The following is a 24,052-nucleotide window of genomic DNA, read 5'->3' as shown; positions in this document are numbered from 1 at the left end:
CCACGTGGTTATGGCCATATTTGATGCTTACGCTGCTCTTTTTCATGCGGGAAATCGTTGTTTCGACCCTGACGCTATAGTGTTTAATTACCGTATAAAGTAAATAATACTTTAGTTTTTGACTATTTAGATGTCGCGTTCAGAAGCGCCTACGTCGTTTGTAAAAATAAATAGCTTGCCGATAAAGGTACATTGAAAGCTACATTTAATAAAAATCGGCAGGGAACCTACGTCATGACAACGCTAAAATTCCAAAATCATCGATTCATCGCCGGTAAAAGTCTCATCGCCGCGCTGGGGCTCGCGATTGTTAGCGGCCAATCGCATGCCCAGTCGTTCAGCCTGGATTTTTCAAATGAATACAACGCAAGCTCAATCCACGCTCAGGGCGACGCCTACTTTATCGACAAGGTAGAGGAACTGACCAACGGTGACATCAGCATTACCCTGCATACCGGTGGCGCGCTGGGGTTTAACTCCGGCGATCACTTCTACGCTGTGGCGGATGGCGCTGTCGATATCGCGGATACGCTTTCAGGCACCATGAGTGGCGTAGACTCCCTCTTTTTGCTCTCCTCCTTGCCGTTTTTGGTCAACGATATCGAGGATGCGCGCCAGCTTTACGATATCGCCAAGCCTTATTACGAAGCGGTGTTTGAAGATAGTGATCAGGTACTGCTTTACGCCTCGCCCTGGCCGCCCAGCGGTATCTGGTCGAAAGACGCGATCGACAGCGCCGATGATCTGAAAAATCTCAAGATTCGCACTTTTGACCGCAGTGGCACTGAAACCTTTAGAAACGTCGGCGCCTCGCCGGTGAGTCTCTCTTGGGGTGATGTAGTGCCGCAATTGGCCACCGGCGGTATTAGCGCCGTGCTGACCTCCGCCGAAGCCGGCGCCAACGGCAGCTTCTGGGAGCATCAAAACCACTTCTCTGCCGTTCAATATGCCATCCCGCTCAACATGGTGCATATGAACAAGGCCGTGTTCGATTCATTCAGCGAAGAGCAGCAGCAGGCAGTACTGGAAGCCGCTCGCCTGACCGACCAACACAACTGGGCCGCCGTTGAAACGCGCACCGCAGAGAACTACCAGACGCTTGCGGAGAACAACGTTGAAGTGAGCGACCCGGTAGCCCAAGACCTGACCGACGCGCTTTCTGATGCCTCGGAAAGCGTGATCGATAACTGGCTTGAAAGCACTGGCGACACCGGCAAGACGATCATGGATGAGTTTCGGAGCCAGCAATGAGGTTTTTCGAACCCATAGAAAAAGCCTCGAAATTGCTTAATCGGGTGGGCGCCTTGATTGCCGTGGCGCTCATCATTTACATGTTTGGCCATATCATCCTCGAAATCGTGATGCGGCTGTTTGGCCGCTCGACCTTTATTTTGGATGAGTATATCGGCTACGCCGTGGCCACCATGGCGTTTATGGGGCTTCCCTACGTGCTCGAAAAGGGCGGCTTGATTCGGGTGTCGCTGCTCATGGAGCGCATTCCCGCATCCAGCCGGTGGCCGCTGGAGCTGTTTAGCAGCCTGGTCACTGCCGGCTGCTTTCTATGGCTCTCCACGTTCTGGCTACAAAACGTCCAGCGCAGCTACCAGCGCGGCGTGGTGAGTGAGACGCTGGCCGAAACGCCTATCTGGCTTCCCGAAGGCGCGATCCTTATCGGCATGTGGCTAATTTCCTTCACGCTGCTGGTGAGATCAATAAAAATCATCTTACTGCGCTCGCGGTATTCACCCAACACGGCCTAGGCCTGGCTAACAGGAACAGACTATGGATATTTTCTGGACGGCCGTTGGTGTGGCGCTGCTGCTGGTGTTTTTCCTGTCCATGGGGACGTGGATATTTGCCTCGATGCTGGCAATTTCCATCGGCTCACTCTGGATTTTCGGAGACTTCAGCGCTGACCGTATCGGTTTGATCTTTTCGCGTATTTTGTATCGTGCCAGCAACAGCTGGGAGCTTTCGGCGATCCCGTTGTTCATCTTGATGGGCGAGCTGATTTTTCGCTCGAATCTTTCGGAGCGCTTGTTCAAAGGGCTGGTGCCCATTACCAGCCGTCTGCCGGGCGGCATTCTGCATACCAATGTGCTGGGCTGTACGCTGTTTGCTGCTGTAAGCGGCTCAAGTGCTGCCACCACAGCCACTATTGGCAAGATAACCACGCAAGAGCTCAAGCAACGCGGCTACGACCGGCACCTGTCGATTGGCTCGCTAGCTGGCGCTGGTAGCCTGGGCCTGCTGATTCCACCGTCGATCGTCATGATCGTATACGGGGTTCAGGCGGAAGTATCGATCAGCCGGCTGTTCATGGCGGGTGTGGTGCCGGGGCTTGTAATTGCGCTGCTGTACAGCGGCTATATTGGCATACGCGCCACGCTTTCACCGGCGCTTGCGCCTAAACAGATAGCGCACGGGCAATCCATCGGCCAGTCGATTCTGCTGCTGTTGCCAATCCTCATATTAATCGCGATCGTGATCGGTTCGATCTACAGCGGTATCGCCACGCCCTCCGAGGCGGCGGCGGTGGGCGTGGCAGCCACGCTGGTGCTGTTGGGCATCGAGCGGCAAATCAATTTGGCCATGCTGACCGAGGCGTTTCGGGGCACGCTGATTACCTCGATCATGGTATGTAGCCTGTTAATTACGGCAACCCTGCTGTCGACGGCGATGGGCTATCTGCACTTGCCGCGCGAGCTTGCCAGCTGGATCGCCGAGCAGAACTTCAGCCCGACCATGCTGCTGCTGGCTCTGGCGGTGTTCTACATCGTGCTGGGGCTCTTTCTGGACGGTATCTCGATCACTGTAATGAGCTTGCCCATTACGCTGCCGATCGTGCTGCTGGCAGGGTTCGATCCGATCTGGTTCGGCATTTTCCTGATCATCATGATCGAGCTTGGCCAGATTACCCCGCCAGTGGGCTTCAACCTCTTCGTGCTGCAGAGCCTGACCGGAGAGAGCATCGGCCGCGTGGCCTGGGCGGCGCTGCCATTCTTTTTGCTGATGTGCCTGGCGGCTATCATCATCAGCGTATGGCCTGACTTGGTGCTTTGGCTGCCGCGCTACATGAACGGCTGAACCGTTAGTGCCGGGTAAATATAAGAACGCCGCCCCATCGGGCGGCGTTCTTGCATGCAGGCTGCATTCAGGGCGTGTTAAATCAGCGACTCCAGGCAGGATTCGATGATATCGAGTCCTTCGTTGAGTACGCTATCGTCGATGGTGATGGGCATTAAGAACCGAATGGTATTGCCGTACATACCGCAGGAAAGCAGGATTAAGCCCTCTTCGCGGGCTTTTTTACACAAGGCACCGGCAAGCTCGGCATTAGGCGTCTTGGCGTGTTTATCAGATACCAGCTCAAAAGCGGCCATGGCGCCCATATGGCGTACGTTATCCACCGCGTCATAACGCGCCTGCCACTGGTGGAAACGCTTTGCGAGCTTCTCGCCCAGAGCCTGGCTCCTCTCCAGGATATTTTCTTCCTCAAAAACATCCATGACGGCAAGCGCTGCGGCACAGGCGGTAGGGCTGCCCGTATAGGTGCCACCCAGCGAGTTCGGGCCTGAAGCATCCATGAGTTTATCAGTGCCCACTACGGCTGAAATCGGCATACCGTCGGCCATGCTTTTAGCCATGGTCATGATGTCGGGCTCAACGCCGCTGTGCTCAATGGCGAACATCTTGCCGGTGCGCCCAAATCCTGACTGCACTTCGTCGATAATCATCAGGATGCCGAGTTCATCGCAGATGATGCGGATCTTTTCCAGAAACGATGTCGGTGCTGGGTAAAAGCCGCCTTCACCCAGCACTGGCTCTAAAATGATAGCCGCCGTATTCGCGGGGCCAGCGTCGGTTTTCAGCGTCATCATCAGGCCGCGAATCGCCTCGTCTTCACTGACGCCGTGGTAGTCCACCGGGTAGGGCGCACGAAACACGGTGCCGGGCATGGGGCCAAAGTCGGTCTGATACGGCGCGACCTTGCCGTTCATCGCCATGGTGAAGAAGGTGCGGCCGTGGTAGCCGCCATCAAAGCAGATAACGTTGGAGCGCCCGGTGGCGGCGCGAGCTATCTTGACCGCGTTCTCCAACGCTTCGGCGCCGGAGTTGGCGAGCATGACCTTGGCATGGCCGCGAACGGGCACTAGGTGGCTCAGCCGTTCTGCAACCCTGACGTAGCCTTCATAGGGCATTACCGTTTGGCAGGTATGCATTACCTTATCGAGCTGTGCTTTCACCGCCGCAACCACTTTCGGATGGCGATGGCCGATATTCAGCACACCGATGCCGCCGGCAAAGTCGATAAACCGGTTGCCGTCGGCATCCCACACTTCGGCATTTTCGGCATGGTCGGCAAACGCTGTGGCAGGGCTCGCTGCGCCGTTGGCAACGTATTTTTGCTTCAGTTTGTTTAGCTCAGCATTGCTCATAACGTTACTCCTCAGGCTGGAGAGTCGATTTAGCATCGCGGGCGCCGATGTTGATTCACCAGGTATGATGATTCACTAGGCAGTGACGGCACCGTTTCCACCGGCCTCCTTGGCTTGATACATGGCGTTATCTGCACGATCCAATAGGCAGCGGTTGGAGGTATCAACGTAGCACGCAATACCGGCGGATACAGTGACGATTAATTGCTGCTTAGTAAAAGGCGTGCTGGCAACGGCATTACACACCCGTTCAATCGCCCGCTGCGCTGCTCTAATATCGACCTGCGGCATGATCACCAGAAATTCTTCACCGCCCAGGCGTACCTGTATATCGGTAGTGCGCAGAGTTTGACTGACCAGTGAGGTGACTTCCTTGAGTACGTCGTCACCAATGCCGTGGCCGTAGGTATCATTGATCGTTTTAAAGCGATCCAGATCGAAAATAGCAACGCTCAACGTGCTTTCATAACGCTGGCAGCGCTGAAGCTCTTCTTCCAGGCGCTTAAGCCCGGCACGGCGGTTGAACAGGCCGGTTAATTCATCGCGATGCGCGAGTTGATCCAAACGCTCGTTGGCCAGCTTTAAACGCTCTTCGAGCTGCTTGCGCTCCGTAATATCGACAATAAAGGTTACCTTGCGCGGTAGGCCGTCATCGCCTTCGATGCGCGCCGCTTCAGCGATGATGGTGCGTGCCTCACCTTTTTTGTTCAGCACTTCCCACTCCTGGCGTAATTCCTGGTTGCTGTCGCCTTGGATAAATTCGTCGTGTAGTGCTGCTAATCTATCACGATAGGTAGGGGAGACCATTTGGGTGAAGTGCTTGCCTATAAGCTCGCTTTCCGTGTAGCCATAAAATTGGCAATAAGCGCTGTTAACCATCTCAAAATAGCCATCAGGGCTGGTAACGCAAATGCCTAGCGGGGCGGTTTGGATAATATTCTCAGTATTGCGTTTTGAGCGGGTGAACAGCTGATAGACTTGCTCAAGATTTATATCAAGCATGTAGACCCCCTTGTTCCCGGCCTAAGCGCACCTCTTCGCGTAGTGAACTCAAACGCACGGAGAGGTCATCCCCCAGTGAGTTAACGACTGGTTTGGCATAATAAAAGCCCTGCTGGCGCATGATGCCGTTGCTTGCCAGCCAAAGCGCCTCGGCGTGGGTTTCTACACCTTCAGCGATGACGACAATGCCCAACTGTTGGGCCAGGGTAATAATTGCTTGCAAAATGGCTTGGCGACGCAGGTCTTGATCGCAGTTCATGACTAGTTGGCGATCAATTTTTAACTTATCAGGAGTAAGGTCGGTCAAGATATCCAGGTTGGCATAACCACTGCCAAAATCATCCAGCGCGGTTTTGAAACCCATTGAGCGATAGGCGTCGATGATATTGCGCAAATGCTGACGATCGATAACGCGCTCGGTTTCAGTAATCTCAAAGATAAGTCGCTTGGATGGCCAGCCTACCTGTCGCGAGATATCCAGCGTTGCCTGAATGCAGGCGGTTGGCTCGTAAACCGCGTTGGGAAGAAAATTAATCGACAGATTGGTCTGCATGCCAAGGTGGCTTGCCATTTCAATGGCTTTGACGCGGCAGGCTTGATCAAACTGGTAGAGCAGATCGTCCGTTACCTGGGAAATAATGCTCCAGGCGGATTCACCATTGGGCCCGCGTACCAAGGCTTCATAGGCATCTACTCGGGCAGTCGAGAGATTAACAATAGGTTGAAATGCCATGGTGAACGCAAAGGGCAATTCACCTTCACAGCGTTTGCAGCTGCCGTTAATGCGTGCACAGTTCCCCATAAAGCCTCCTAGCTTACTGTGTCCGCCCAATCCTTTGTTGCAAACCATTGCTTACAAACGGACACATGGTTGTAAAACAGTGAATAGTGTAGCGGATAAGCGTGGCTTATGATGGACTTCCTAGCCTTTATTGATGGGGTAAAGACTAGGTGGCAATAAAAAGCGCCCCGTTAAGAGCGCTTCAAACGTTAAACCTGCTAATGGACAGTGCTCAATCAAATAATGCCTGCCTCGCGCAGTGCCTGCTGTTGGGCTGGCGTAATGCCTATATCGTTTAATACGTGTTCGGTATGCTCACCCAAGCTCGGCGGCGCGGTGGTAGCGCTTAGCGAATGCCCGTTAATGCGAATAGGGTTGGCGACAAGGTCTACCTGGCCTGCCTGAGTGTGCGGTAGCGTCTGCTTCAAACCGCGCGCTTTGACATGCGGATCATCGAACACGCGGTCAAGCGTATTGATGGGGCCGCAAGGTACGCCTACTGCCTCAAAAGCCGCGAGCCACTCATCAATGGTGCGCTGAGCCAGTGCTGCCTCAAGCAGAGGTACCAGGCTTTCACGGTGATGGACGCGCGCCCCGTTGGTGGCAAACCGCTCATCAGCGGCCAACTGTCCTAACGCAAGCACTTCGCAAAAGCGTCTGAACTGTTCGTCATTACCCACCGCGACAATGATGTGGCCATCCCGAGTGGCAAACGCCTGGTAGGGCACAATGTTGGGGTGGGCATTGCCCAGGCGCTGCGGCACGTTGCCGGAGGTTAGGTAGTTAAGCGCCTGGTTGGCCAGCACGCCTACCTGAACATCCATCAACGCCATATCAATATGGCAACCCACACCGCTGTCACGGCGCTGATAAAGCGCTGACAAAACGGCGTTGGTGGCATACAGGCCGGTGAAAATATCGGTAAACGCCACGCCGCTTTTTACCGGGCCACCGCCGGGCTCGCTGTCGGGCTTGCCGGTCAGGCTCATGATGCCACCCATGGCCTGAATCATGAAGTCGTAACCAGCGCGGTGGGCGTAGGGGCTCTCCTGACCAAAGCCGGTGATTGAGCAGTAGACAAGCTTGGGGTTCAGCTCTTTCAGACTTGCGTAATCCAGGCCGTACTTCTTCAGCCCACCGACTTTAAAGTTCTCGAGCAGCACATCTGACTGACTTACCAACTGCCTGATAAGCGCCTGGCCTTCCGGCTTGGCCATATCAATGGTGATCGAACGCTTACCGCGGTTGGCGCACAGATAATAGGCCGACTCCGTTGTGCCGTTAAGCCAGGGAGGCCCCCAGTGGCGCGTATCGTCACCGGCGACAGGGCGCTCGACCTTGATCACATCGGCGCCCATGTCGGCGAGCATCTGACCACACCACGGGCCAGCCAGCACGCGTGATATATCGAGTACTTTGATGCCAGCTAGCGGTTTGGAAGGAGTGCTCATGGTGGTTCCTTTGGCCTATAGGATAAAGCCGCTTAGAAGAACGACTGAATGCCGGTCTGTGCACGACCCAGAATCAGCGCGTGAACATCGTGGGTACCTTCGTAGGTATTTACCGACTCCAGATTCACCATATGCCGAATCACGCCGTACTCATCGGACACGCCGTTACCGCCGTGCATATCCCGCGACATACGTGCAATATCCAGTGCCTTGCCACAGTTGTTACGCTTGATCAGCGAGACCATTTCCGGTGCCCAGTTGCCGCTGTCCATCAACCGGCCTACCTGCAGTGCAGCCTGGAGACCCAGGGTGATCTCGGTTTGCATATCGGCGAGCTTTTTCTGAATCAGCTGGTTGGCGGCCAGCGGGCGGCCAAACTGCTTGCGATCTAGAGTGTACTGGCGGGCGGCGTGCCAGCAGAATTCAGCCGTGCCCATAACGCCCCAAGCGATGCCGTAGCGCGCTTTGTTCAGGCAGCCAAACGGGCCTTTCAAGCCGCTGACATTAGGCAGCAGGTTCTCTTCGGGCACAAACGCGCTATCCAGCACGATTTCACCGGTAATCGAGGCGCGTAGCGACACCTTGCCTTCAATTTTCGGGGTGGAGAAACCTTCCGTGCCGCGCTCTACGATAAAGCCTTTGATCTGGTTGTCGTGGGCAGCAGACTTGGCCCATACCACGGCGATATCGGCAATCGGGCTATTGGTAATCCACATCTTGGCGCCGGTTAGTCGGTAGCCGCCGTCGACTTTTTCAGCGCGGGTAATCATGTTGCCGGGGTCGGAGCCGTGGTCTGGCTCGGTCAGGCCAAAGCAGCCGACCATTTCGCCGCTGGCAAGTTTGGGCAGGTACTTTTGTTTCTGTTCTTCAGAGCCGTACGTCTCGATGGGGTACATAACCAGCGACGACTGAACGCTCATGGCCGAGCGGTAGCCGGAATCGACGCGCTCTACTTCGCGGGCGATCAGGCCGTAAGCCACGTGGTTGACGCCCGCACCACCGTACTCTTCCGCCACGGTAGCGCCCAAAAGGCCAAGCTCACCCATCTCAGACATGATCTCGCGATCAAAGCGCTCCTCGCGGAAGGCACTCAATACGCGGGGCTGGAGATTTTCTTGGCAGTAGTCATGGGCCGCGTCGCGAATCTGGCGCTCTTCGTCAGTGAGCTGGTGCTCCAGCAGTAGCGGGTCATCCCAGTTGAAATGTGTCATTACGAAGCTCCTGGCTAGTTCTTAAGAAGAATTCTTGAGGAAAGCATTTCGCGTAGACACACCCAGGCGCCCACGGCGATCCATTGATCTAACGTAGTTAAAAATTGATCTACTACGTAGTTAAAAACGGTGCAAGTAAACTCAATGTATCGCCGTTATTTAAAAATATCTACATTTTTTTAAAATGCAGAATTTAGCTGATTCCCCGGTTCTGAAGTACTCGGGTAATAATGGGAACGGGCGTCATCAGATGGTCGCGCATCAAGATCGCGGCCTTTTCAGCATCGCGCGCTAGAATTACGTCGACCAGCGCGGCGTGCTCCTGGCGCTTTTGCTCAAGCGCGGCTGGCGACATGACGGTTTCCTGGAGCCACAAGTGGCGATAGCGCTCAACTTGATCAAACAGCGTATTGCGCATCTGCAGCAGGTGAGGGGAGTTGCAGCCGCTCGCGATGGCGGTATGAAAAGCTTTATGGCGCAGGTCCCAGCCATCCAGCAGCTCATCGGGGGAGCTTATATCGGTCACTTTGGCAAGCCGGTGGGCTGTGGCCAGCACCGACGCTTCCCAGTCGTCGTCACCCCGCTCAATGGCAAGGCGTAGAATCAGGCCTTCCAGCTGGGCACGGGCGTCGTAAATATCGTTGAGTTCGGCAAGAGACATCGGAGCTACGCGGTAACCGCGCTGGCTAATCGCCACCACCAGCCGGTCGGCGACCAGTTGGGAAAGGGCTTCGCGCAGCGGCCCTGTGCTAACCCCGTAGCACTCTTTCAGACGGCTCATTAATAGCTTTTCTTTAGGCGCGTAGCGGCCACGGATAATATCGTGCTTGAGCGTGCTATAAGCGCTAATCGCTAAGTTCTGACGCGGCGCATCTGGCTCCATGGCAACCTCCCTATCAATCACCATGGCAATCGCCATAACAGTTTCCATAACGACGCGACTCCCTGGTGATCTTGTAGCAAATAAGTGAAAGTAGAAGAATAACGGCTATTATCAATAAATTTTAACAATTTGGCACAGGAAGCGTTATTAATGTGGGATTTCATCATTATTGGCGGGGGAATTCTGGGCATGTCGACCGCCATGCAGCTGCAGCAGACGTACCCCGACAAGCGCCTGCTTGTGCTGGAAAAAGAGAGTGGCCCCGCGCAGCATCAAACCGGCCATAACAGCGGCGTCATTCATGCCGGGGTGTATTACACGCCGGGAAGCTTAAAAGCCAAGTTCTGTCTTGAAGGAAACCGCGCTACCCGCGAGTTTTGTGATCAGCACGGAGTGGATTACTCCATCTGTGGCAAGCTTTTGGTGGCCACCAACGCGCTAGAAACCCAGCGTATGCAGGCGCTTTGGGAGCGCACGGCGGCCAATGGGCTTGAGCGCGAGTGGCTAAGCGCTGAAGCACTCAAGGAGCGCGAGCCGAATATCCGCGGGGAGGCGGGGATTTTTGTGCCTTCAAGCGGCATCGTCAACTACGCCCAGGTTACCCGTGCCATGGCGGCGGAGTTCGAGCGCCTGGGGGGTAAAATCCAGTATGGCGTTGAGGTTAAGGGGCTGGAAGAGCGACGTACTGAGGTGGTGGTGACCACCACTAACGATACCTTCTCAAGCCGTTATCTGGTGACCTGTGCCGGGTTAATGGCCGACCGGGTGATTCGCATGCTGGGCCAGGATCCTGGCTTTACCATCTGCCCGTTCCGAGGCGAATACTATCTGCTGCCCGAGAAGCATAATCACATCGTCAACCATCTGATTTACCCCATTCCTGACCCGGCCATGCCCTTTCTGGGTGTACACCTGACCCGTATGATTGATGGCAGCGTAACGGTGGGCCCCAATGCCGTGCTGGCACTTAAGCGCGAAGGTTACCGCAAGCAGGATATGTCGCTGCGTGATATGGGGCAGATGTTCACCCACCCGGGAATTTTAAAAGTGTTGGGCAGACACCTGAAGCCAGGGCTTGGAGAAATGAAAAACTCGTTTTACAAGCGCGGTTACCTGGAACTTGTACGCAAATACTGCCCGCAATTAACGATTGAGGATCTCAAGCCTTATCCGGCGGGCGTTCGCGCACAGGCGGTTTCTAAAGCGGGCAAACTTGTGGATGACTTTGTGTTCGTGAATACACGCCGAACGGTGAACGTCGGCAACGCACCCTCACCGGCGGCCACCTCGGCGCTACCCATTGGTGCGCATATTACTCAGCAGGTCGTCGCACTATTGTCCCATTAACATCAACGCACGAGCCGTGCTAACGTCACTCTATCGCTTCTGATGGAACAGGGGCGGAGCTTCATACCTCCCTATCGTCAAACCATACCTATAAGTCCAAGCAGGACGGAGGCAATACGCATGAAAACATTAAAATATGCAGCCGCAGCATCCATGTTAGCCGTCGCTTTACCGGCCAGTGCTCAACAACTTTCAATTGCAACGGGCGGTACGGGTGGCGTTTATTACCCCATCGGTGGCGGCCTTGCGGAAATGATTAATAACCGTATCGAAGGTGCCCAGGCGACCGCTGAAGTTACCGGCGCCTCGGTTGAAAATATGGGTTTGATCATGCGTGGCGACGCCGACCTTGCCTTGGCCCTGGCCGACACCGTGTATCAAGCGTATACCGGTACCGGTGATTTTGAAGGCCGCCAGATTGAAAATACCCGTGCGCTGGCCTCGGTATATCCCAATGCTGTCCAGCTGGTAACCCTTGCCGAATCGGATATTGAGTCGATTGCCGATCTTGCCGGTAAACGTGTATCTGTTGGTGCACCGGGAAGCGGTACGGAACTTAATGCCCGCGCAGTGCTTGAAGCCAACGGTATTAGCTACGAAGACTTTACCCCCCAGCGCCTTAACTTCAACGAAACCGCCGATGCTATTCGCGACGGCGATATCGATGCCGGTTTCTGGAGCGTTGGCCCGCCGACTAGCTCGATTCTTAACCTGGCAGCCACGCGCGATATCCGCCTGATTGGTTTGTCGGATGAAGAAATCGCCAATGCTCAGGAAGAAGAAGCGGTTTTCGCACCTTACGAACTGGCCGCCGGTATGTACGACGGCATGGATGAAGCGGTTGAGACTATTGGTATCCCCAACGTATTGGTGGTTAACGCCGATATGGATGAGGAGCTTGCGTACCAATTGACCCAGCTGTTGTTTGAAAACACCGATGAGCTGATTGCGGTACACCCGGCCGCTAATGACACCACGGTTGAATTCACTATGAAATCAACGCCAGTACCGCTGCACCCGGGCGCTATTCGTTATTTTGAGGAAATGGATGTCGAAATTCCGGACCGTCTTCGTCCTTAACGGATGGCCTATACAGCTGCTTTTATTAAGCGGCTGTTTTGCAAATAGCTAATAAAGGGCATTTCGCCATGCAGTGGCAACAACGACGACTGATGGCGCTCTTGTTCATATGCTTACCGTTCGCCGGAGCAGGGGCTTCCCCCGCTCCGGCGACTGCGTCTACGCGGTTAGCAGTGGTGACTGAGCAGGGTAAAGCGTTAGTGGACGAAGTGGTGCCCGCCGGGGCACGCTGGTGTATTCAATGGAATCATTCCGTTGAGAAGTTCACGGTGCTGGATTGCTACCGTAATGTGGCAGGCGTGATGCAGTTAGAACGCTCCCACCAGCCAGATTTTGCCGCAGGGCTAGGACATATATTTGGACGTGGTGAACAGGTGTCCGATGGTCACGGTGGATATTGGATCAACGCGATTGATGAGCCGGTTGCCAATAACCGCTACGTTCTCCGGGTCGGCTCGAAAGCGGTCAATCATCAGGTGGTGTGGCCTGACGGCGAACACCCAGCCATTAGTTTAAGCGAGCAGGCAGCCGGCCAGCGGGTAACGATCCAGCTCACAAGCAATGCGCCACGGGCTAACAGTTCGCCGCGCTAAATACGCAAAGCTTAATAAATATGCTGTAAATAAACCCGCAGATAATAAAAACTGCAGCACTACACACTAAGCCGCTAGAGCTTAAGCAACCAAAACACTGGTCAGTACAAACAAGCTAGACAACATTTTCCGAGGACTTCATGAGCGAATCCAATCCACCGCCGGTATTAATGCCAGGCGGTAATGCGATTCAACCGCGCGTGGTGCTGTGGCTTATCACCATCGTGGCGGTAGGACTTTCCCTGTTCCAACTCTACTCCGCCGGCATTCAGCCGTTGGGACTATTTTATCAACGCGGTATTCACCTTGCGCTAATCATGCTGCTGGCGTTTTTAATGTTCCCAGCGTTTGGGCCCAAGCGTAAACGCGGTGTGATTGGCTGGGGAATTGATCTCATATTTTTTGCTGGTGCGTTGATTACCGGCGGCTATTTGGTGTTCTTTTTAGACGAGATTATTAATCGCGCTGGTTTCTGGAGCGAGACCGATATTCTGGTCGCCTGTATCGCTACGGTCACGGTACTGGAAGCCAGCCGTCGCGCGGTGGGCTTTGGCATGACGATTATCGGTGTGTTAGCCATCGTGTATGCGTTTGCCGGTCCGCGCGGTGAGCTGCCTTGGCTTGGCGAGTGGCTGCCTGGCATCTTGAATCACCGTGGCTATACGCTCGACCGGGTCGCCGGGCAGCTCTATCTGGGGCAGGAAGGTATCTTCGGCCTGCCGCTGGGCGTGGCGGCTACCTACATCTTTATCTTTGTGTTGTTTGGCGCCTTTCTGGAAAGTACCGGGGCGGGCAAGTTCTTTATCGATATGGCCTACGCCGCGACGGGCCGTCAGCGTGGTGGGCCGGCCAAAGCCGCTGTGCTTGCCTCGGCGGGTATGGGGTCTATCTCAGGTAGCGCGATTGCCAACGTGGTAACGACCGGCGCCTTTACTATCCCGCTGATGAAAAAACTGGGCTATAAGCCCAAGCAGGCGGGCGGTATCGAGGCAGCCGCCTCAACCGGTGGGCAAATCATGCCGCCATTGATGGGCGCAGGCGCCTTTTTGATTGCCGAATATACCAATACGCCGTACCTGGATATCGTCAAGATCAGTATTCTGCCAGCGATTATGTACTTCGCGACGGTTTACCTGTTTGTACACATTATTGCCCTTAAACAGGGTATGCAGGGCATGCCCAAAAGCGAGCTGCCGCAAATGCGCCAGGTGATGAAAGAGGGCTGGCATTTCCTCCTACCGCTGGCGGTATTGGTGTGGCTTCTGGTGATGAACCTGTCGCCCATGCGGGTAGGTTATTACGCGGTCATTACCATGGTAGCCGTGGCCGTCATACGCTATGCGCTATGGTACTTTTTCGTAGCCCCAGGGCAGGGCCAGCCGGTGACGCTTAGCCGGACCAAGGGCGTTATCTGGGCCGGGTTAACCAAACTGGTGGAAGGGCTTGAACTGGGCGCCCGTAATGCCGTGGCGGTTTCCATGGCCTGCGCAGTGGCGGGTATTATCGTCGGCGTTGTGGGTTTGACGGGCCTGGGGCTCAAATTCTCCTCTATGATGCTGGCATTCTCGGGCGGTAACCTGGTGCTGGCGCTGGTCATGGTGCTGTTGGCGAGCCTGATACTGGGGATGGGACTTCCGGTAACCGCCAGCTATATCGTGCTGATTGTGCTAGTTGGACCCGCGCTGACCTCTGAGTTTGGCGTGCCGCTACTGATTGCACACCTGGTGGTGTTCTGGTACTCCCAGGACTCTAACGTGACGCCGCCCATTGCCCTGGCAGGGTTTGCCGGGGCGGCCATCGCGGGCAGTAAACCCATGGAGACCGGTTTTCAGGCCTGGAAATTCGCTAAAGGGCTTTATCTGATTCCGCTGTTTATGGTGTTTAACCCTGAAATTATTATCGGCGGGCCAGTATTGGTCGTGGTGTGGAACGCGGTGATTGCTATTCTGGCGCTATGCGCCTTTGCGGCGGCGCTGGAAGGGTATCTGTTTACCCGCATGTCATGGCTGCCGCGCCTGGCGATCAGCGCCGCGATCTTTGGCGTGTTCTACCCAAGCCTGCTGACCGAGGTGGCCGGTGTTGTGGTCATGGTGATCGCCATTGGCCTTAATTGGAGAGCCAGCAAGCATGAAGCGCCTATAGCTGCAGCTTAAAGCTTGCAAATAGGCATCTGTCAGTAAGACAGGCGTATAAAAAAGCCCGGAGACCATTAGGTTTCCGGGCTTTTGCGTTTCTTGAGCTAGCTGCTAGCGCTAGTTGTTACTTAGAAGATCGATTCCGCGGTGCCAGAGCCTTGTGAGCCGCTGGCTTCCTCTAGCTCACGGCTGATGCCACGTGGCTGGTAGTCGGGCAAGTGATCTTGGTGGAAGAACTCACTAATACCTCCCGGCTGGCCTTCATGTAAACGACGACCAGAGTTAGGATCTATCCGAGCAGTTACAACAGTAGACGGGCGTTCCGGTATCGCCGACGGTGTGCCTTCCAGCGCTTTACCCATAAAGTCTTTCCAGATAGGTAGCGCTGCATTTGCCCCATATTCCGCAATGGTTTCGTTGCTGTCTTTACCTACCCACACGGTGGTCACCAAATTGCTGTTAAAACCGGCAAACCAGGCATCACGCTGGCTATTGGTGGTACCCGTCTTACCCACGATATCGTCACGGTTGAGGCTTAACGCGCCGCGACCGGTGCCCGAGGTAATAACATCACGCAGCATATCGCGCAGAATATAGGTGGCCGCCGCATCGGCAACGCGCTTGGCAACCGGATATTCACGCCCATCGATCTCGACGGTTTCCTGACCTTCTGCACAGCTGGGGCAGGCAACCTGGGGGGTGGCTTCATCAATAAGCTCGTGATCGTCATTGCGAGTAACGCGTTCGATAAACCAGGGAGCTACCTGGAAGCCACCGTTGGCAAGCACGGAGTAGGCGTTGGTCATTTCCATAGGCGTCAGGCTTGCGCTGCCCAGGGCCAGAGAAAGGCCGTGCGGTAGGCGATCCTGAGAGAAGCCAAAGCCTTTCAGGAATTCGATCGTATGATCCAGCCCCATGGTTTGTAAAACGCGAATGGTGACTAGATTGCGCGAGCGAGCCAGTGCCGGGCGTAAACGCATCGGTCCTTGGAAATCACGGCTGGAGTTGACCGGGCGCCATAGTGAGTTGCTGCCATCATCGAGCACGACCGGTGCGTCGTTGACCACGCTTGCTGCGTTCATTTCACCATCTTGCAGCGCCGCCAGATAAATAAACGGCTTGAAGATGGAGCCTGATTGGCGCTGGGCCTGAACCGCACGGTTGAACTTGCTGGCATTGAAATCAAACCCGCCCTGCAAGGCCAGAATAGCGCCGGTACGCGGGTCTTGGGCAACGATTGAGCCTTCTGCATCTGGCCGCTGTGAAAGGCGTACCGTGCCGTCCTGGGTTTCTAAAATACGCACCAGGTCACCACGTACGGCAATTTGGTCGGCAGAGCTAGGCTCAGCGCCGCGGCTACGCGGGCTTTGATAGGCGCGTGCCCAGCTTAAACCCTCCCAGTTAATGGTATGCAGCTCACCGCCGCGAGCCAATACCTGCATTTCACGGCCACTGCTTTTGACCACAATCGCTGGCTTCAGCAGGCCATAGTTAGGTGTACGCTCCAATACTTGCAGCCAGTTACTAACGTCGCCTTCAACGCCAGTGATTTCCGTTTGACTACGTTCGGCGGCTTGGCGGGCGGTTTGACGAATTTCGGGCGACTCGGAAAGCTCCTCCTCAAGGCCCTGTGTCGCGGTGCGTTCCTGCGCTTCGACCAGGCTCGGGGCGATATCGCGTTGCTCGGCACCGCGCCAGCCGTGACGCAAATCATACTCACGCAGGCCATTGGCCAGGGCGTCACGCGCAAACGGCTGTAGCTTGCTATCCAGCGTCGTATAGATGCGGTAACCGCCGGTGTAGGCTGTATCACCAAAGCGCTCAACCGCGTACTGGCGTGCCATTTCAGCCACGTAAGAGGCGTCTACTTCGGTCTGGGTAAAGTGACGGCGTGCGGTGACGGGGTCCTGTACCGCTGACTGATAGGTGGTGTCATCGATATAGCCCAGTTCGCGCATGCGGAACAGAATCCAGTTGCGGCGAATCAGCGAACGCTCGGAATTGGCCAGCGGGTTAAATGCGGAAGGCGCTTTGGGCAGACCCGCAATCATCGCGGTTTCAGCCAGGGTAAGCTCGGAAAGCGGTTTGTCGTAATAAGTATCGGCGGCTGCTGCAATGCCGTATGCTCGATTTCCTAAGAAAATTTTGTTAACGTAAAGTTCGAAGATTTCCTGCTTGCTCAACACTTTTTCCATCTGCAAGGCAAGCAGGATCTCGCGGATTTTACGGGTAAACGTCTGGTCCAGCGTAAGCATGTAGTTACGCGCCACCTGCATAGTGATGGTCGAGCCGCCTGACTGTATGGCACCGCCGCTCTGGGCAAGCTCTACCGCCGCCCTGGCAAGCCCGCGGGGGTCAACACCCGCGTGATCAAAGTAGTTGGTGTCCTCGGCGGCTATCAAGGCGTTCACCATGTCCTGGGGAATTTCATCAAAATCCACAACGACCCGGCGCTCCTCACCAAATTCACCAATTAGCTTGCCGTCATTGGTGAAAATGCGTAGCGGTGAATGCAGCTCAAAGTTTTGTAGCTGGCGCACATCAGGCAGGCCGGGAGAGAAATAGATAGCAGCGCCCACCACGGCGAGCGCGGTGGCCCCTACTAACGACACGATAAGAAAGAACAGCGACAGAATGAGGGTTCGCAAAAACGTCATGAACAGAGGGCACCCATGAAAAGGAGAATAGGATCGGCATCTAAACGGCCGTATCACGCAATTGGCTGCCATTATAGGAAGGCGAGGCAGCCGCCACCAGTGTTGATATGCCGTAAATTTAACTGCGGACTATTTAACTAATGTGTTTTATCGCCGCACAGCAGGCATATCACAAGGCAGGGCCAAACCGACAATGCGCTTATTGAAAGCCAGTAAAGAGTTGATCGGTATCGATATTACTTCAAGATCCGTCAAGCTGCTGGAACTTAAAAAGAGGCCTGATACCTACCAGGTAGAAAGCTTTGCGATTCACCTGCTGCCGGAGGGCGCGGTGGACGAACAGCGTATTAATAATATAAACGATGTCTCGAATAGCTTAAACCACGCGATTCACCAGGCTAAGCCCACCACCCGCAAAGCCATTGTGGCGATACCGGCCAGCGCTGCTATTACCAAAGTGCTCACCTTCCCTCGGGCTTTGAACGAGCAGGAGATCGAGGAGCGCATTGTGGTCGACTCAGACCAGCATATCCCTTTTCCGTTCAATGAGGTGGCTTTTGATTTCACCTGCTTGGGCGCTGTACCGTTGGCCCCACATTTACAGCAGGTCCTGCTCGTAGCCTGCCGCCAGCAGGATATTTGGCAGATGACCGAAACGCTCGAGCGTGCAGGCCTTGAGCCGGTGGCGGTTGATGTCGACACCTTTGCCATTGAGCGTGGATTTGCCGCCATGCGCGCCTCGTTACCTGTGGACATTGCCGCAGGCGTCGGTCTTGTGGATATAGGCCCGCATAAAAGCGCGCTACATGTTATTCACGAGGGCCGCATCGTCTACTCGCGCACTCAAACTAACGCGCACGATGACCTGCCTGATGACGTTCCAAAAGCGATACTCAGCTCTTTTGGAGATACGCTGGCCCGGCACATCGCTCGCGCCCTGCAGCTTTATTATGTAAGCGACTGGCAGTCGAAGGTGACGCACCTGGTATTAACCGGACGCTTCAGCGCTATTCCTGGGCTGGCCGCCTATCTGGCGAAGGCCACCGGCATGACGGTGACGCTGGCCAATCCGCTTCAGCATATGCAGATCAACAAACGTCTGGATCGCCAGGCGCTAGCCCGAGATTTGCCGGCGCTGCTTACCGCTAGTGGTCTTGCCATGCGGGTGAGGGCGTGACTATCGATATCAACCTGCTGGCGTGGCGCGAAGCACGCCGCGAAAAACACACGCGCCGTTTTTACGCCGTTATGCTGTTGTTGCTCATCATCGGTATTGCTCTGGGTGGTGTGGTCGCCCATGTCTATCAGCGAGCGCTTGCTATTCAGGAGCAGCGTAATGCGCATATTGCGACCCATATAGAACGCTTTGACCATGAAATTGCCGAGGCGGAGCGTTACGTTCAGAAGGTAGAGCAGTTAAGCCAGCAGTTAACTCAGTTTCAGCGCCTGTTTGATGAACGCGTCCAAACGCCCCAGCTATTTAATGCGCTTGCTTCAAGCCTTACCGAGGGCGTGACTTATCGGCGCCTTGAACGGCAAGCGCATCAGATAAGCGTGTCGGCGGTGGCGGACAATGAGCGTCAGGTGTCGGAGCAGCTGCGCCGCCTTGCTGAGATGCCGGGCCTGGGTGTTCCTCTACTATCTGAAGTAAGCAGTGGTCAGGATGGCGGAAGTGTTTTTCACTTTGAAGTGACGCAAACCGGCCAACGCTCAGCATCGGTTGATGGAGGTGGCTCGCCATGAAGTTTAGTCGCCAGCGGTGGCCGAGTGAATGGCAAGGTGAGTGGCAGCGGCTGCGTGCGCTTGACTGGCAAGCGCTTGATCTGCGCGATGCGGGAACCTGGCCGTGGCTTGTGAAAGTGCTGTGTGGCGTACTGGTGTTGGTAGCGGCGCTGGCAGTCAGCAGCGTGTGGTGGGTTAGCGATTACCGCTCGGCATTGATCAGTGCGCAGCGTCAGGAAGTAAGGCTATTAAATAACTACCGCAGCAGCGTTCATGCTGCCGGGTTGCTCAACAACGTGCGTAGCCAACTGACGGACCTGGCCGCGCAGATGGTGAGCATCCACGGCATGTGGACCACCCGCGCCGAGATCCCGTCGCTGCTGGACAGTATTAGTAGCGCCGCTGAACAGAACCAGCTGACCATTGAAGCTATCCATTTACGGCCCACCGTCATCCATCACTTTTATAGCGAGCATCCACTCGATATCAGGGTGCTGGGCAGCTACCACCAGTTGGCGCAGTTTATTAATGATATCAGTTCATTGCCTCGTCTTGTCACACAGCACACTATCACTCTGGCGCCAGCTGAAGGCCCTAGTGATGGATTAACCTTGAGTCTGGTCGCCAAGGCGTACAGCAGCGCTGCGAGCGAAGATTCGCGTCAAGAAGAGCTGAATAGCGGAGTAACAGCCCCATGAAGTGGCTGGCCAGCCTGCTCGCCGCCCTGTGGCTTACAGGGTGTCATGGGCCTGAGCTTGATCAGCTAGACGCAACGCTTGAGGCGCTGCGTCTGTCCCCTAATCCCCAATCTGTTGAAAGTCATGAGCCATTCAGCGTGCCTTCAGTGCCGGGTTATCACTTCGCTGAGCGTCGTAGTCCCTTCCAAGCATCTGCCCGTGTCCCCGAACAAGCGCTTGTTCAAAGCGGTACGCAGGCGCCAGACCCGCAGCGCCCATTAGAGCCTCTTGAATACTATCCGCTTTCTGCGCTGCGCCTGGTAGGCACGCTTACCATGCAAGGGCGGCGAACTGCTCTGATTGAAACCCCTGGAGAAACCGTCATCAGTGCCCAAGTGGGGGCTTTTATAGGCGAAGAGTATGGGCGTATTACCCATATTACCGAGCAAGACATTCGTATTACCGAACGTATCGCAACGCCGCAGGGATGGCAGGAGCATCAGACCTCACTTGCCCTGAAGACATCGCCTTAACCTCTTGCCGGAGTACGCCATGGCCATTGTTATTCGCCGCACGCTGCTAATACTGCTCGCTTTCATGCCTTGTCAGGTTCTGGCATCGGAGTTGACGGATATAGATGTGCATCAGGGAGAGCACGGCGCGCTGGAGATGGATCTGCATTTCAGCGGTGGAGTGGCTGGATTGCAGAGTTACCGTCTGGATAACCCCCCACGTCTGACGCTAGACCTAATCGCTACGCAAAATGGACTGGGGCGCCGTCATATCGAGGTAAATCAGCCGGGGATTGAGCACATTAATGTAGCCGAGGGTAACGGCCGTACCCGGCTGGTAGTCGGTTTAACCCAGCCGATGATTCAGACTTCGCAGGTGATGAGGGATCGGCTGAGAGTTTCTCTGGTGGAACCTGCGGCTACTCGTGCCTTCGTTGCTCAAGAAAGTCCGCCTGTTAGTGAGGCTCAGCAAGAGCATTTTACAGGCGAGCGGCTGAGTTTAAATGTTCAGGACATGGATATTCGCGCCGTACTAACAACGCTTGCTGAGTTCAGCGGGCTTAATCTTATCGCTAGTGAGAGCGTGACCGGGCGTATCACGCTGAGCCTGAATCAGGTGCCCTGGGATCAAGCGCTGGCGTCGATTTTACACAGCCGGGGGCTTTCAAGTCGTGAGCATGGCAATGTGATACTGATCGCCCCAATGGGCGAGCTTGCCGAACTTGAAAGCCAGGAAATAGCGGCGCGTAGCCATCACGAAACGTTGTCGCCGATCGTGAACGAGTTTATTGAAATAAAGTATGCCCGCGCTGAAGACCTGGCCCAATTGTTGCGCGGAGACGATGGCCTGGGGGTTTTGAGTGAACGTGGGCGGGTGAGCGTTGATTCCCGAACCAATGCGCTGATAGTGCGGGATACGGCCGAACAAGTGCGTAGCATTAGGCGCACGCTGGCGCGTTTTGATGTGCCGGTACGTCAGGTACAGATTGAGGCGCGCATTGTGATAGCCCGGGACACCGCCTCCCGCGAGCTGGGGGTTAACTGGGGAGCCTCCAGTACGCGCGGTTTTAAGGATCTGCCCGACGGTACTCAAGGGCCGCGCAATATCAACCCGCGCGGCTTGAACCGGGCACGCGGTGGTTTGGCGGTAGATTTAGGTGCGCCGTCAGGGGCCGGGACCGGGTTTAGCTTTGGCTACTTGTCCGGCGATATTCTACTCGACCTGGAGCTTCGCGCGCTGGAAAGCGAAGGTAAAAGCCAGACTATTTCGCAGCCCCGGGTAATCACCGCGAACCAGCGTACGGCGATTATTCGCCAGGGTGAAGAGCGGGCGTTTCAGAGTGTGGACGTGCAGGGCAATCCGGATACCCAGTTTAAAGAGGCGGAACTGTCGCTTGAGGTAACGCCGCAAATTACCCCGGATAATCGTATTATCATGGATCTGGTGATAAAAAATGATAGTTTCAGGGAGTCGGGTTTTGGCGGTGAACCGCCTATTGATACCAATCAGATTGAAACCCAGGTACTGGTGGATAATGGCCAAACGGTGGTGTTGGGTGGGATTCTAACCACTGAACAGCTGAGCCAAATGGCAAAAACTCCGCTTTTAGGAGATATTCCTTGGCTCGGACGGCTGTTTCGCTATACCGCAGAGAGCAATGAGAAGGTAGAGTTGTTAGTCTTTATTACTCCACGATTACTTGACGATGGCTTGGCGGTTCGCTGATGCAGGATTTACCCAACCTTTTTCTGATCGGCCCCATGGGGGCTGGTAAAAGCACGATAGGTCGCCTGTTGGCGGCAGAGCTATCGCGTACCTTCTATGATAGCGACCACGCCATACAAGATCGCTGCGGTGCCGATATCCCATGGATTTTTGATGTGGAGGGTGAGCCAGGCTTTCGGCTGCGTGAAATGCAGATGATCGATGAGCTGACCCAGCTTTCTAGCGTAGTGGTGGCCACCGGAGGCGGCGCCGTGCTTCGCGAAGATAATCGGCGCGTACTGCGTGAGCGGGGTACGGTGGTTTACCTGATGACCACGGTCGACCAGCAGCTTAAACGCACCGCGAAAGATCGCAATCGCCCGCTTCTCCAGTGCGCTAACCGAGAGCAGGTGCTCAACGATATGTTTGCCACCCGCGACCCTCTTTACCGTGCTACCTCGGATATTACCGTGCGCACTGATCGGCGCAGCCCGCGTGCCGTGGTCAATGAAATCCTGCGCCGGGTACACCGTTTGACCGACCCGCTAGAGCACGCCGTCACGCTTAACTCAAAGGTATCCCCATGACTCAGCCCGCCACTGCCCAGCGTACGTTAAATGTTGCGTTGGGTGATCGCAGCTATCCGATCCATATTGGTTCTGGCTTATTAGATGATCCCCAGGCGCTAACGCCTTATCTGGCGGGCAAGCAGGTAATGGTGGTAACCAATGAAACGGTTGCACCGCTTTACCTGGAAGCGCTCTGCGCACATCTACCCAGCGATGTGGACGTGCGCACGGTCATCCTGCCTGACGGCGAACAGTACAAGACCATTGAGCAGGTTAGCCGCATTTGGGATGCGCTTCTTGAAGCCGGCTTCAATCGTCGCTGCACGCTGGTCGCGTTGGGTGGCGGGGTGATTGGCGATATGGTGGGCTATGCCGCGGCGTCTTATCAGCGCGGCGTTGCCTTTATCCAGGTGCCTACCACGCTGCTTTCCCAGGTGGACTCTTCGGTAGGCGGCAAAACCGGCGTTAATCATCCGCTCGGCAAGAACATGATTGGCGCTTTCTGGCAGCCTAAAGCAGTGCTGATTGATATCGCAACGCTTGCGAGCCTGCCTGCGCGTGAGCTTTCTGCTGGGCTTGCCGAAGTCATTAAGTATGGGCTGATTCGTGATGAGCCGTTTCTCAGCTGGCTTGAAGACAATATGGCCGCGCTACGCCACATCAGCCCAGAGGCGATCATCGAAGCCATTGCGCGCAGCTGTCAGATAAAAGCCGACATCGTGGCGGATGACGAAACCGAGCAGGGCGTTCGGGCGCATCTTAACCTTGGGCATACGTTTGGCCATGCGATTGAGGCCCATCAAGGTTACGGCAACTGGCTGCACGGCGAGGCGGTTGGGGCAGGCATGGCGTTGGCTGCCACGCTCTCCCAGCAGCTGGGCTTTATCAGTGGCGCTGATTTAACGCGTGCCCAGGCGGTGATTGAGAGTGCCGGGCTGCCGCTGGCGGCGCCAACTGATATGCAAAGCGATGACTTTTTAACCCGCATGCGTCTGGATAAGAAAAACGTGGACGCCAAGCTGCGGCTGGTACTGTTACATGCTATCGGCAATGCGTGTATTGATGACACGACCTCGGAGGAGGTCTTGCGCGCTTTGCTGGATAGCTACCCGCGTCTGTAACTCGACTGTAAAAGCGTTGTGTGTTCAATAAGCCCACCTTCACGGTGGGTTTTTTTATGGCTCAACGATACTGCAATGCACACATGTATAATGCAATTCGCATGGCTTATGCGCTATCGGCATGGTGTTTTTAGTGCTCGTTAGACTAAAGTTTAATTCTTGTGGTT

21 protein-coding genes are annotated in these 24,052 nt (G+C 55.3%); 14 read left to right on the top strand and 7 right to left on the bottom strand.

Annotated features, from left to right (window positions below):
* Window positions 1-234 precede the first annotated feature (234 nt).
* From ACT3XD_RS06680 to ACT3XD_RS06670, 3 genes are read left to right on the top strand one after another with little or no spacing between them, the layout of a single operon-like run.
* Entirely contained in the window at window positions 235-1,251 is a 1,017-nt protein-coding gene (locus ACT3XD_RS06680; RefSeq protein ID WP_192537428.1) for a TRAP transporter substrate-binding protein, read from the top strand.
* Window positions 1,248-1,760: a TRAP transporter small permease gene (locus tag ACT3XD_RS06675; protein WP_192537427.1), complete on the top strand. Its 513-nt coding sequence runs from the start codon at window positions 1,248-1,250 to the stop codon at window positions 1,758-1,760. The genes ACT3XD_RS06680 and ACT3XD_RS06675 overlap by 4 nt, the downstream gene beginning before the upstream one ends.
* A 22-nt stretch (window positions 1,761-1,782) precedes the next feature.
* On the top strand, window positions 1,783-3,087 hold the full coding sequence (locus tag ACT3XD_RS06670) for a TRAP transporter large permease (protein ID WP_192537426.1): 1,305 nt from the start codon (window positions 1,783-1,785) through the stop codon (window positions 3,085-3,087).
* Between the two features lie 77 nt (window positions 3,088-3,164).
* On the opposite strand, the gene gabT is transcribed toward ACT3XD_RS06670, so the two are convergent.
* The 6 genes from gabT to csiR all read right to left on the bottom strand — a co-directional run bounded on the left by gabT (window position 3,165) and on the right by csiR (window position 9,767).
* Window positions 3,165-4,439 (bottom strand): 4-aminobutyrate--2-oxoglutarate transaminase, encoded by a 1,275-nt coding sequence (gene gabT / locus ACT3XD_RS06665; protein ID WP_192537425.1) that lies wholly within the window; start codon window positions 4,437-4,439, stop codon window positions 3,165-3,167.
* Window positions 4,440-4,514: 75 nt separating this feature from the next.
* On the bottom strand, window positions 4,515-5,441 hold the full coding sequence (locus ACT3XD_RS06660; protein WP_192537424.1) for a sensor domain-containing diguanylate cyclase: 927 nt from the start codon (window positions 5,439-5,441) through the stop codon (window positions 4,515-4,517).
* Window positions 5,434-6,243, bottom strand: a complete 810-nt coding sequence (locus ACT3XD_RS06655; RefSeq protein ID WP_192537423.1) for an EAL domain-containing protein — start codon at window positions 6,241-6,243, stop codon at window positions 5,434-5,436. Before ACT3XD_RS06655 ends, ACT3XD_RS06660 begins: the two co-directional genes overlap by 8 nt.
* 215 nt (window positions 6,244-6,458) lie before the next feature.
* Window positions 6,459-7,673: a CaiB/BaiF CoA transferase family protein gene (locus ACT3XD_RS06650; RefSeq protein WP_192537422.1), complete on the bottom strand. Its 1,215-nt coding sequence runs from the start codon at window positions 7,671-7,673 to the stop codon at window positions 6,459-6,461.
* 32 nt (window positions 7,674-7,705) lie between these two features.
* The gene (locus ACT3XD_RS06645; RefSeq protein WP_192537421.1) at window positions 7,706-8,884 is read right to left on the bottom strand and encodes an acyl-CoA dehydrogenase; all 1,179 of its coding nucleotides are present in this window, start codon (window positions 8,882-8,884) and stop codon (window positions 7,706-7,708) included.
* Window positions 8,885-9,077: 193 nt separating this feature from the next.
* Entirely contained in the window at window positions 9,078-9,767 is a 690-nt protein-coding gene (gene csiR / locus ACT3XD_RS06640) for a DNA-binding transcriptional regulator CsiR (protein WP_192537432.1), read from the bottom strand.
* Between the two features lie 150 nt (window positions 9,768-9,917).
* Between csiR and lhgO the strand changes: the two genes are divergently transcribed.
* The 4 genes from lhgO to ACT3XD_RS06620 all read left to right on the top strand — a co-directional run bounded on the left by lhgO (window position 9,918) and on the right by ACT3XD_RS06620 (window position 14,940).
* Window positions 9,918-11,114 carry an L-2-hydroxyglutarate oxidase gene (gene lhgO / locus ACT3XD_RS06635; protein ID WP_192537420.1) on the top strand — a complete coding sequence of 399 codons (1,197 nt, stop codon included), beginning with the start codon at window positions 9,918-9,920 and terminating at the stop codon, window positions 11,112-11,114.
* Window positions 11,115-11,234: 120 nt separating this feature from the next.
* On the top strand, window positions 11,235-12,194 hold the full coding sequence (locus ACT3XD_RS06630) for a TAXI family TRAP transporter solute-binding subunit (RefSeq protein WP_192537419.1): 960 nt from the start codon (window positions 11,235-11,237) through the stop codon (window positions 12,192-12,194).
* 68 nt (window positions 12,195-12,262) lie between these two features.
* Window positions 12,263-12,787 carry a DUF1850 domain-containing protein gene (locus ACT3XD_RS06625; RefSeq protein ID WP_192537418.1) on the top strand — a complete coding sequence of 175 codons (525 nt, stop codon included), beginning with the start codon at window positions 12,263-12,265 and terminating at the stop codon, window positions 12,785-12,787.
* 140 nt (window positions 12,788-12,927) lie between these two features.
* Window positions 12,928-14,940: a TRAP transporter permease gene (locus ACT3XD_RS06620; protein ID WP_192537417.1), complete on the top strand. Its 2,013-nt coding sequence runs from the start codon at window positions 12,928-12,930 to the stop codon at window positions 14,938-14,940.
* Window positions 14,941-15,050: 110 nt separating this feature from the next.
* On the opposite strand, the gene ACT3XD_RS06615 is transcribed toward ACT3XD_RS06620, so the two are convergent.
* Window positions 15,051-17,579 carry a penicillin-binding protein 1A gene (locus ACT3XD_RS06615; protein ID WP_192537416.1) on the bottom strand — a complete coding sequence of 843 codons (2,529 nt, stop codon included), beginning with the start codon at window positions 17,577-17,579 and terminating at the stop codon, window positions 15,051-15,053.
* A 193-nt stretch (window positions 17,580-17,772) separates the two neighbouring features.
* Between ACT3XD_RS06615 and pilM the strand changes: the two genes are divergently transcribed.
* From pilM to aroB, 7 genes are read left to right on the top strand one after another with little or no spacing between them, the layout of a single operon-like run.
* Complete coding sequence (pilM, locus tag ACT3XD_RS06610; RefSeq protein WP_192537415.1) at window positions 17,773-18,756, top strand: type IV pilus assembly protein PilM; 984 nt, start codon at window positions 17,773-17,775, stop codon at window positions 18,754-18,756.
* On the top strand, window positions 18,753-19,322 hold the full coding sequence (locus tag ACT3XD_RS06605; RefSeq protein ID WP_192537414.1) for a PilN domain-containing protein: 570 nt from the start codon (window positions 18,753-18,755) through the stop codon (window positions 19,320-19,322). The genes pilM and ACT3XD_RS06605 overlap by 4 nt, the downstream gene beginning before the upstream one ends.
* A complete protein-coding gene (locus ACT3XD_RS06600; RefSeq protein ID WP_192537413.1) occupies window positions 19,319-19,999 on the top strand; it encodes a type 4a pilus biogenesis protein PilO in 681 nt (226 codons plus the stop codon). The genes ACT3XD_RS06605 and ACT3XD_RS06600 overlap by 4 nt, the downstream gene beginning before the upstream one ends.
* Window positions 19,996-20,511, top strand: coding sequence for a pilus assembly protein PilP (locus tag ACT3XD_RS06595; protein ID WP_192537412.1), 516 nt, complete (start codon window positions 19,996-19,998; stop codon window positions 20,509-20,511). The genes ACT3XD_RS06600 and ACT3XD_RS06595 overlap by 4 nt, the downstream gene beginning before the upstream one ends.
* A 19-nt stretch (window positions 20,512-20,530) precedes the next feature.
* Window positions 20,531-22,216 (top strand): type IV pilus secretin PilQ, encoded by a 1,686-nt coding sequence (locus tag ACT3XD_RS06590; RefSeq protein ID WP_192537411.1) that lies wholly within the window; start codon window positions 20,531-20,533, stop codon window positions 22,214-22,216.
* Window positions 22,216-22,782, top strand: coding sequence for a shikimate kinase AroK (aroK, locus tag ACT3XD_RS06585; RefSeq protein ID WP_192537410.1), 567 nt, complete (start codon window positions 22,216-22,218; stop codon window positions 22,780-22,782). The genes ACT3XD_RS06590 and aroK overlap by 1 nt, the downstream gene beginning before the upstream one ends.
* Window positions 22,779-23,885, top strand: coding sequence for a 3-dehydroquinate synthase (gene aroB / locus ACT3XD_RS06580; RefSeq protein ID WP_192537409.1), 1,107 nt, complete (start codon window positions 22,779-22,781; stop codon window positions 23,883-23,885). Before aroK ends, aroB begins: the two co-directional genes overlap by 4 nt.
* Window positions 23,886-24,052: the final 167 nt, after the last annotated feature.

Source organism: Halomonas sp. AOP7-B1-5 (assembly GCF_052353045.1).
Lineage (GTDB): Bacteria > Pseudomonadota > Gammaproteobacteria > Pseudomonadales > Halomonadaceae > Vreelandella > Vreelandella colorata.
This window is presented reverse-complemented; position numbering and strand designations above follow the sequence as displayed.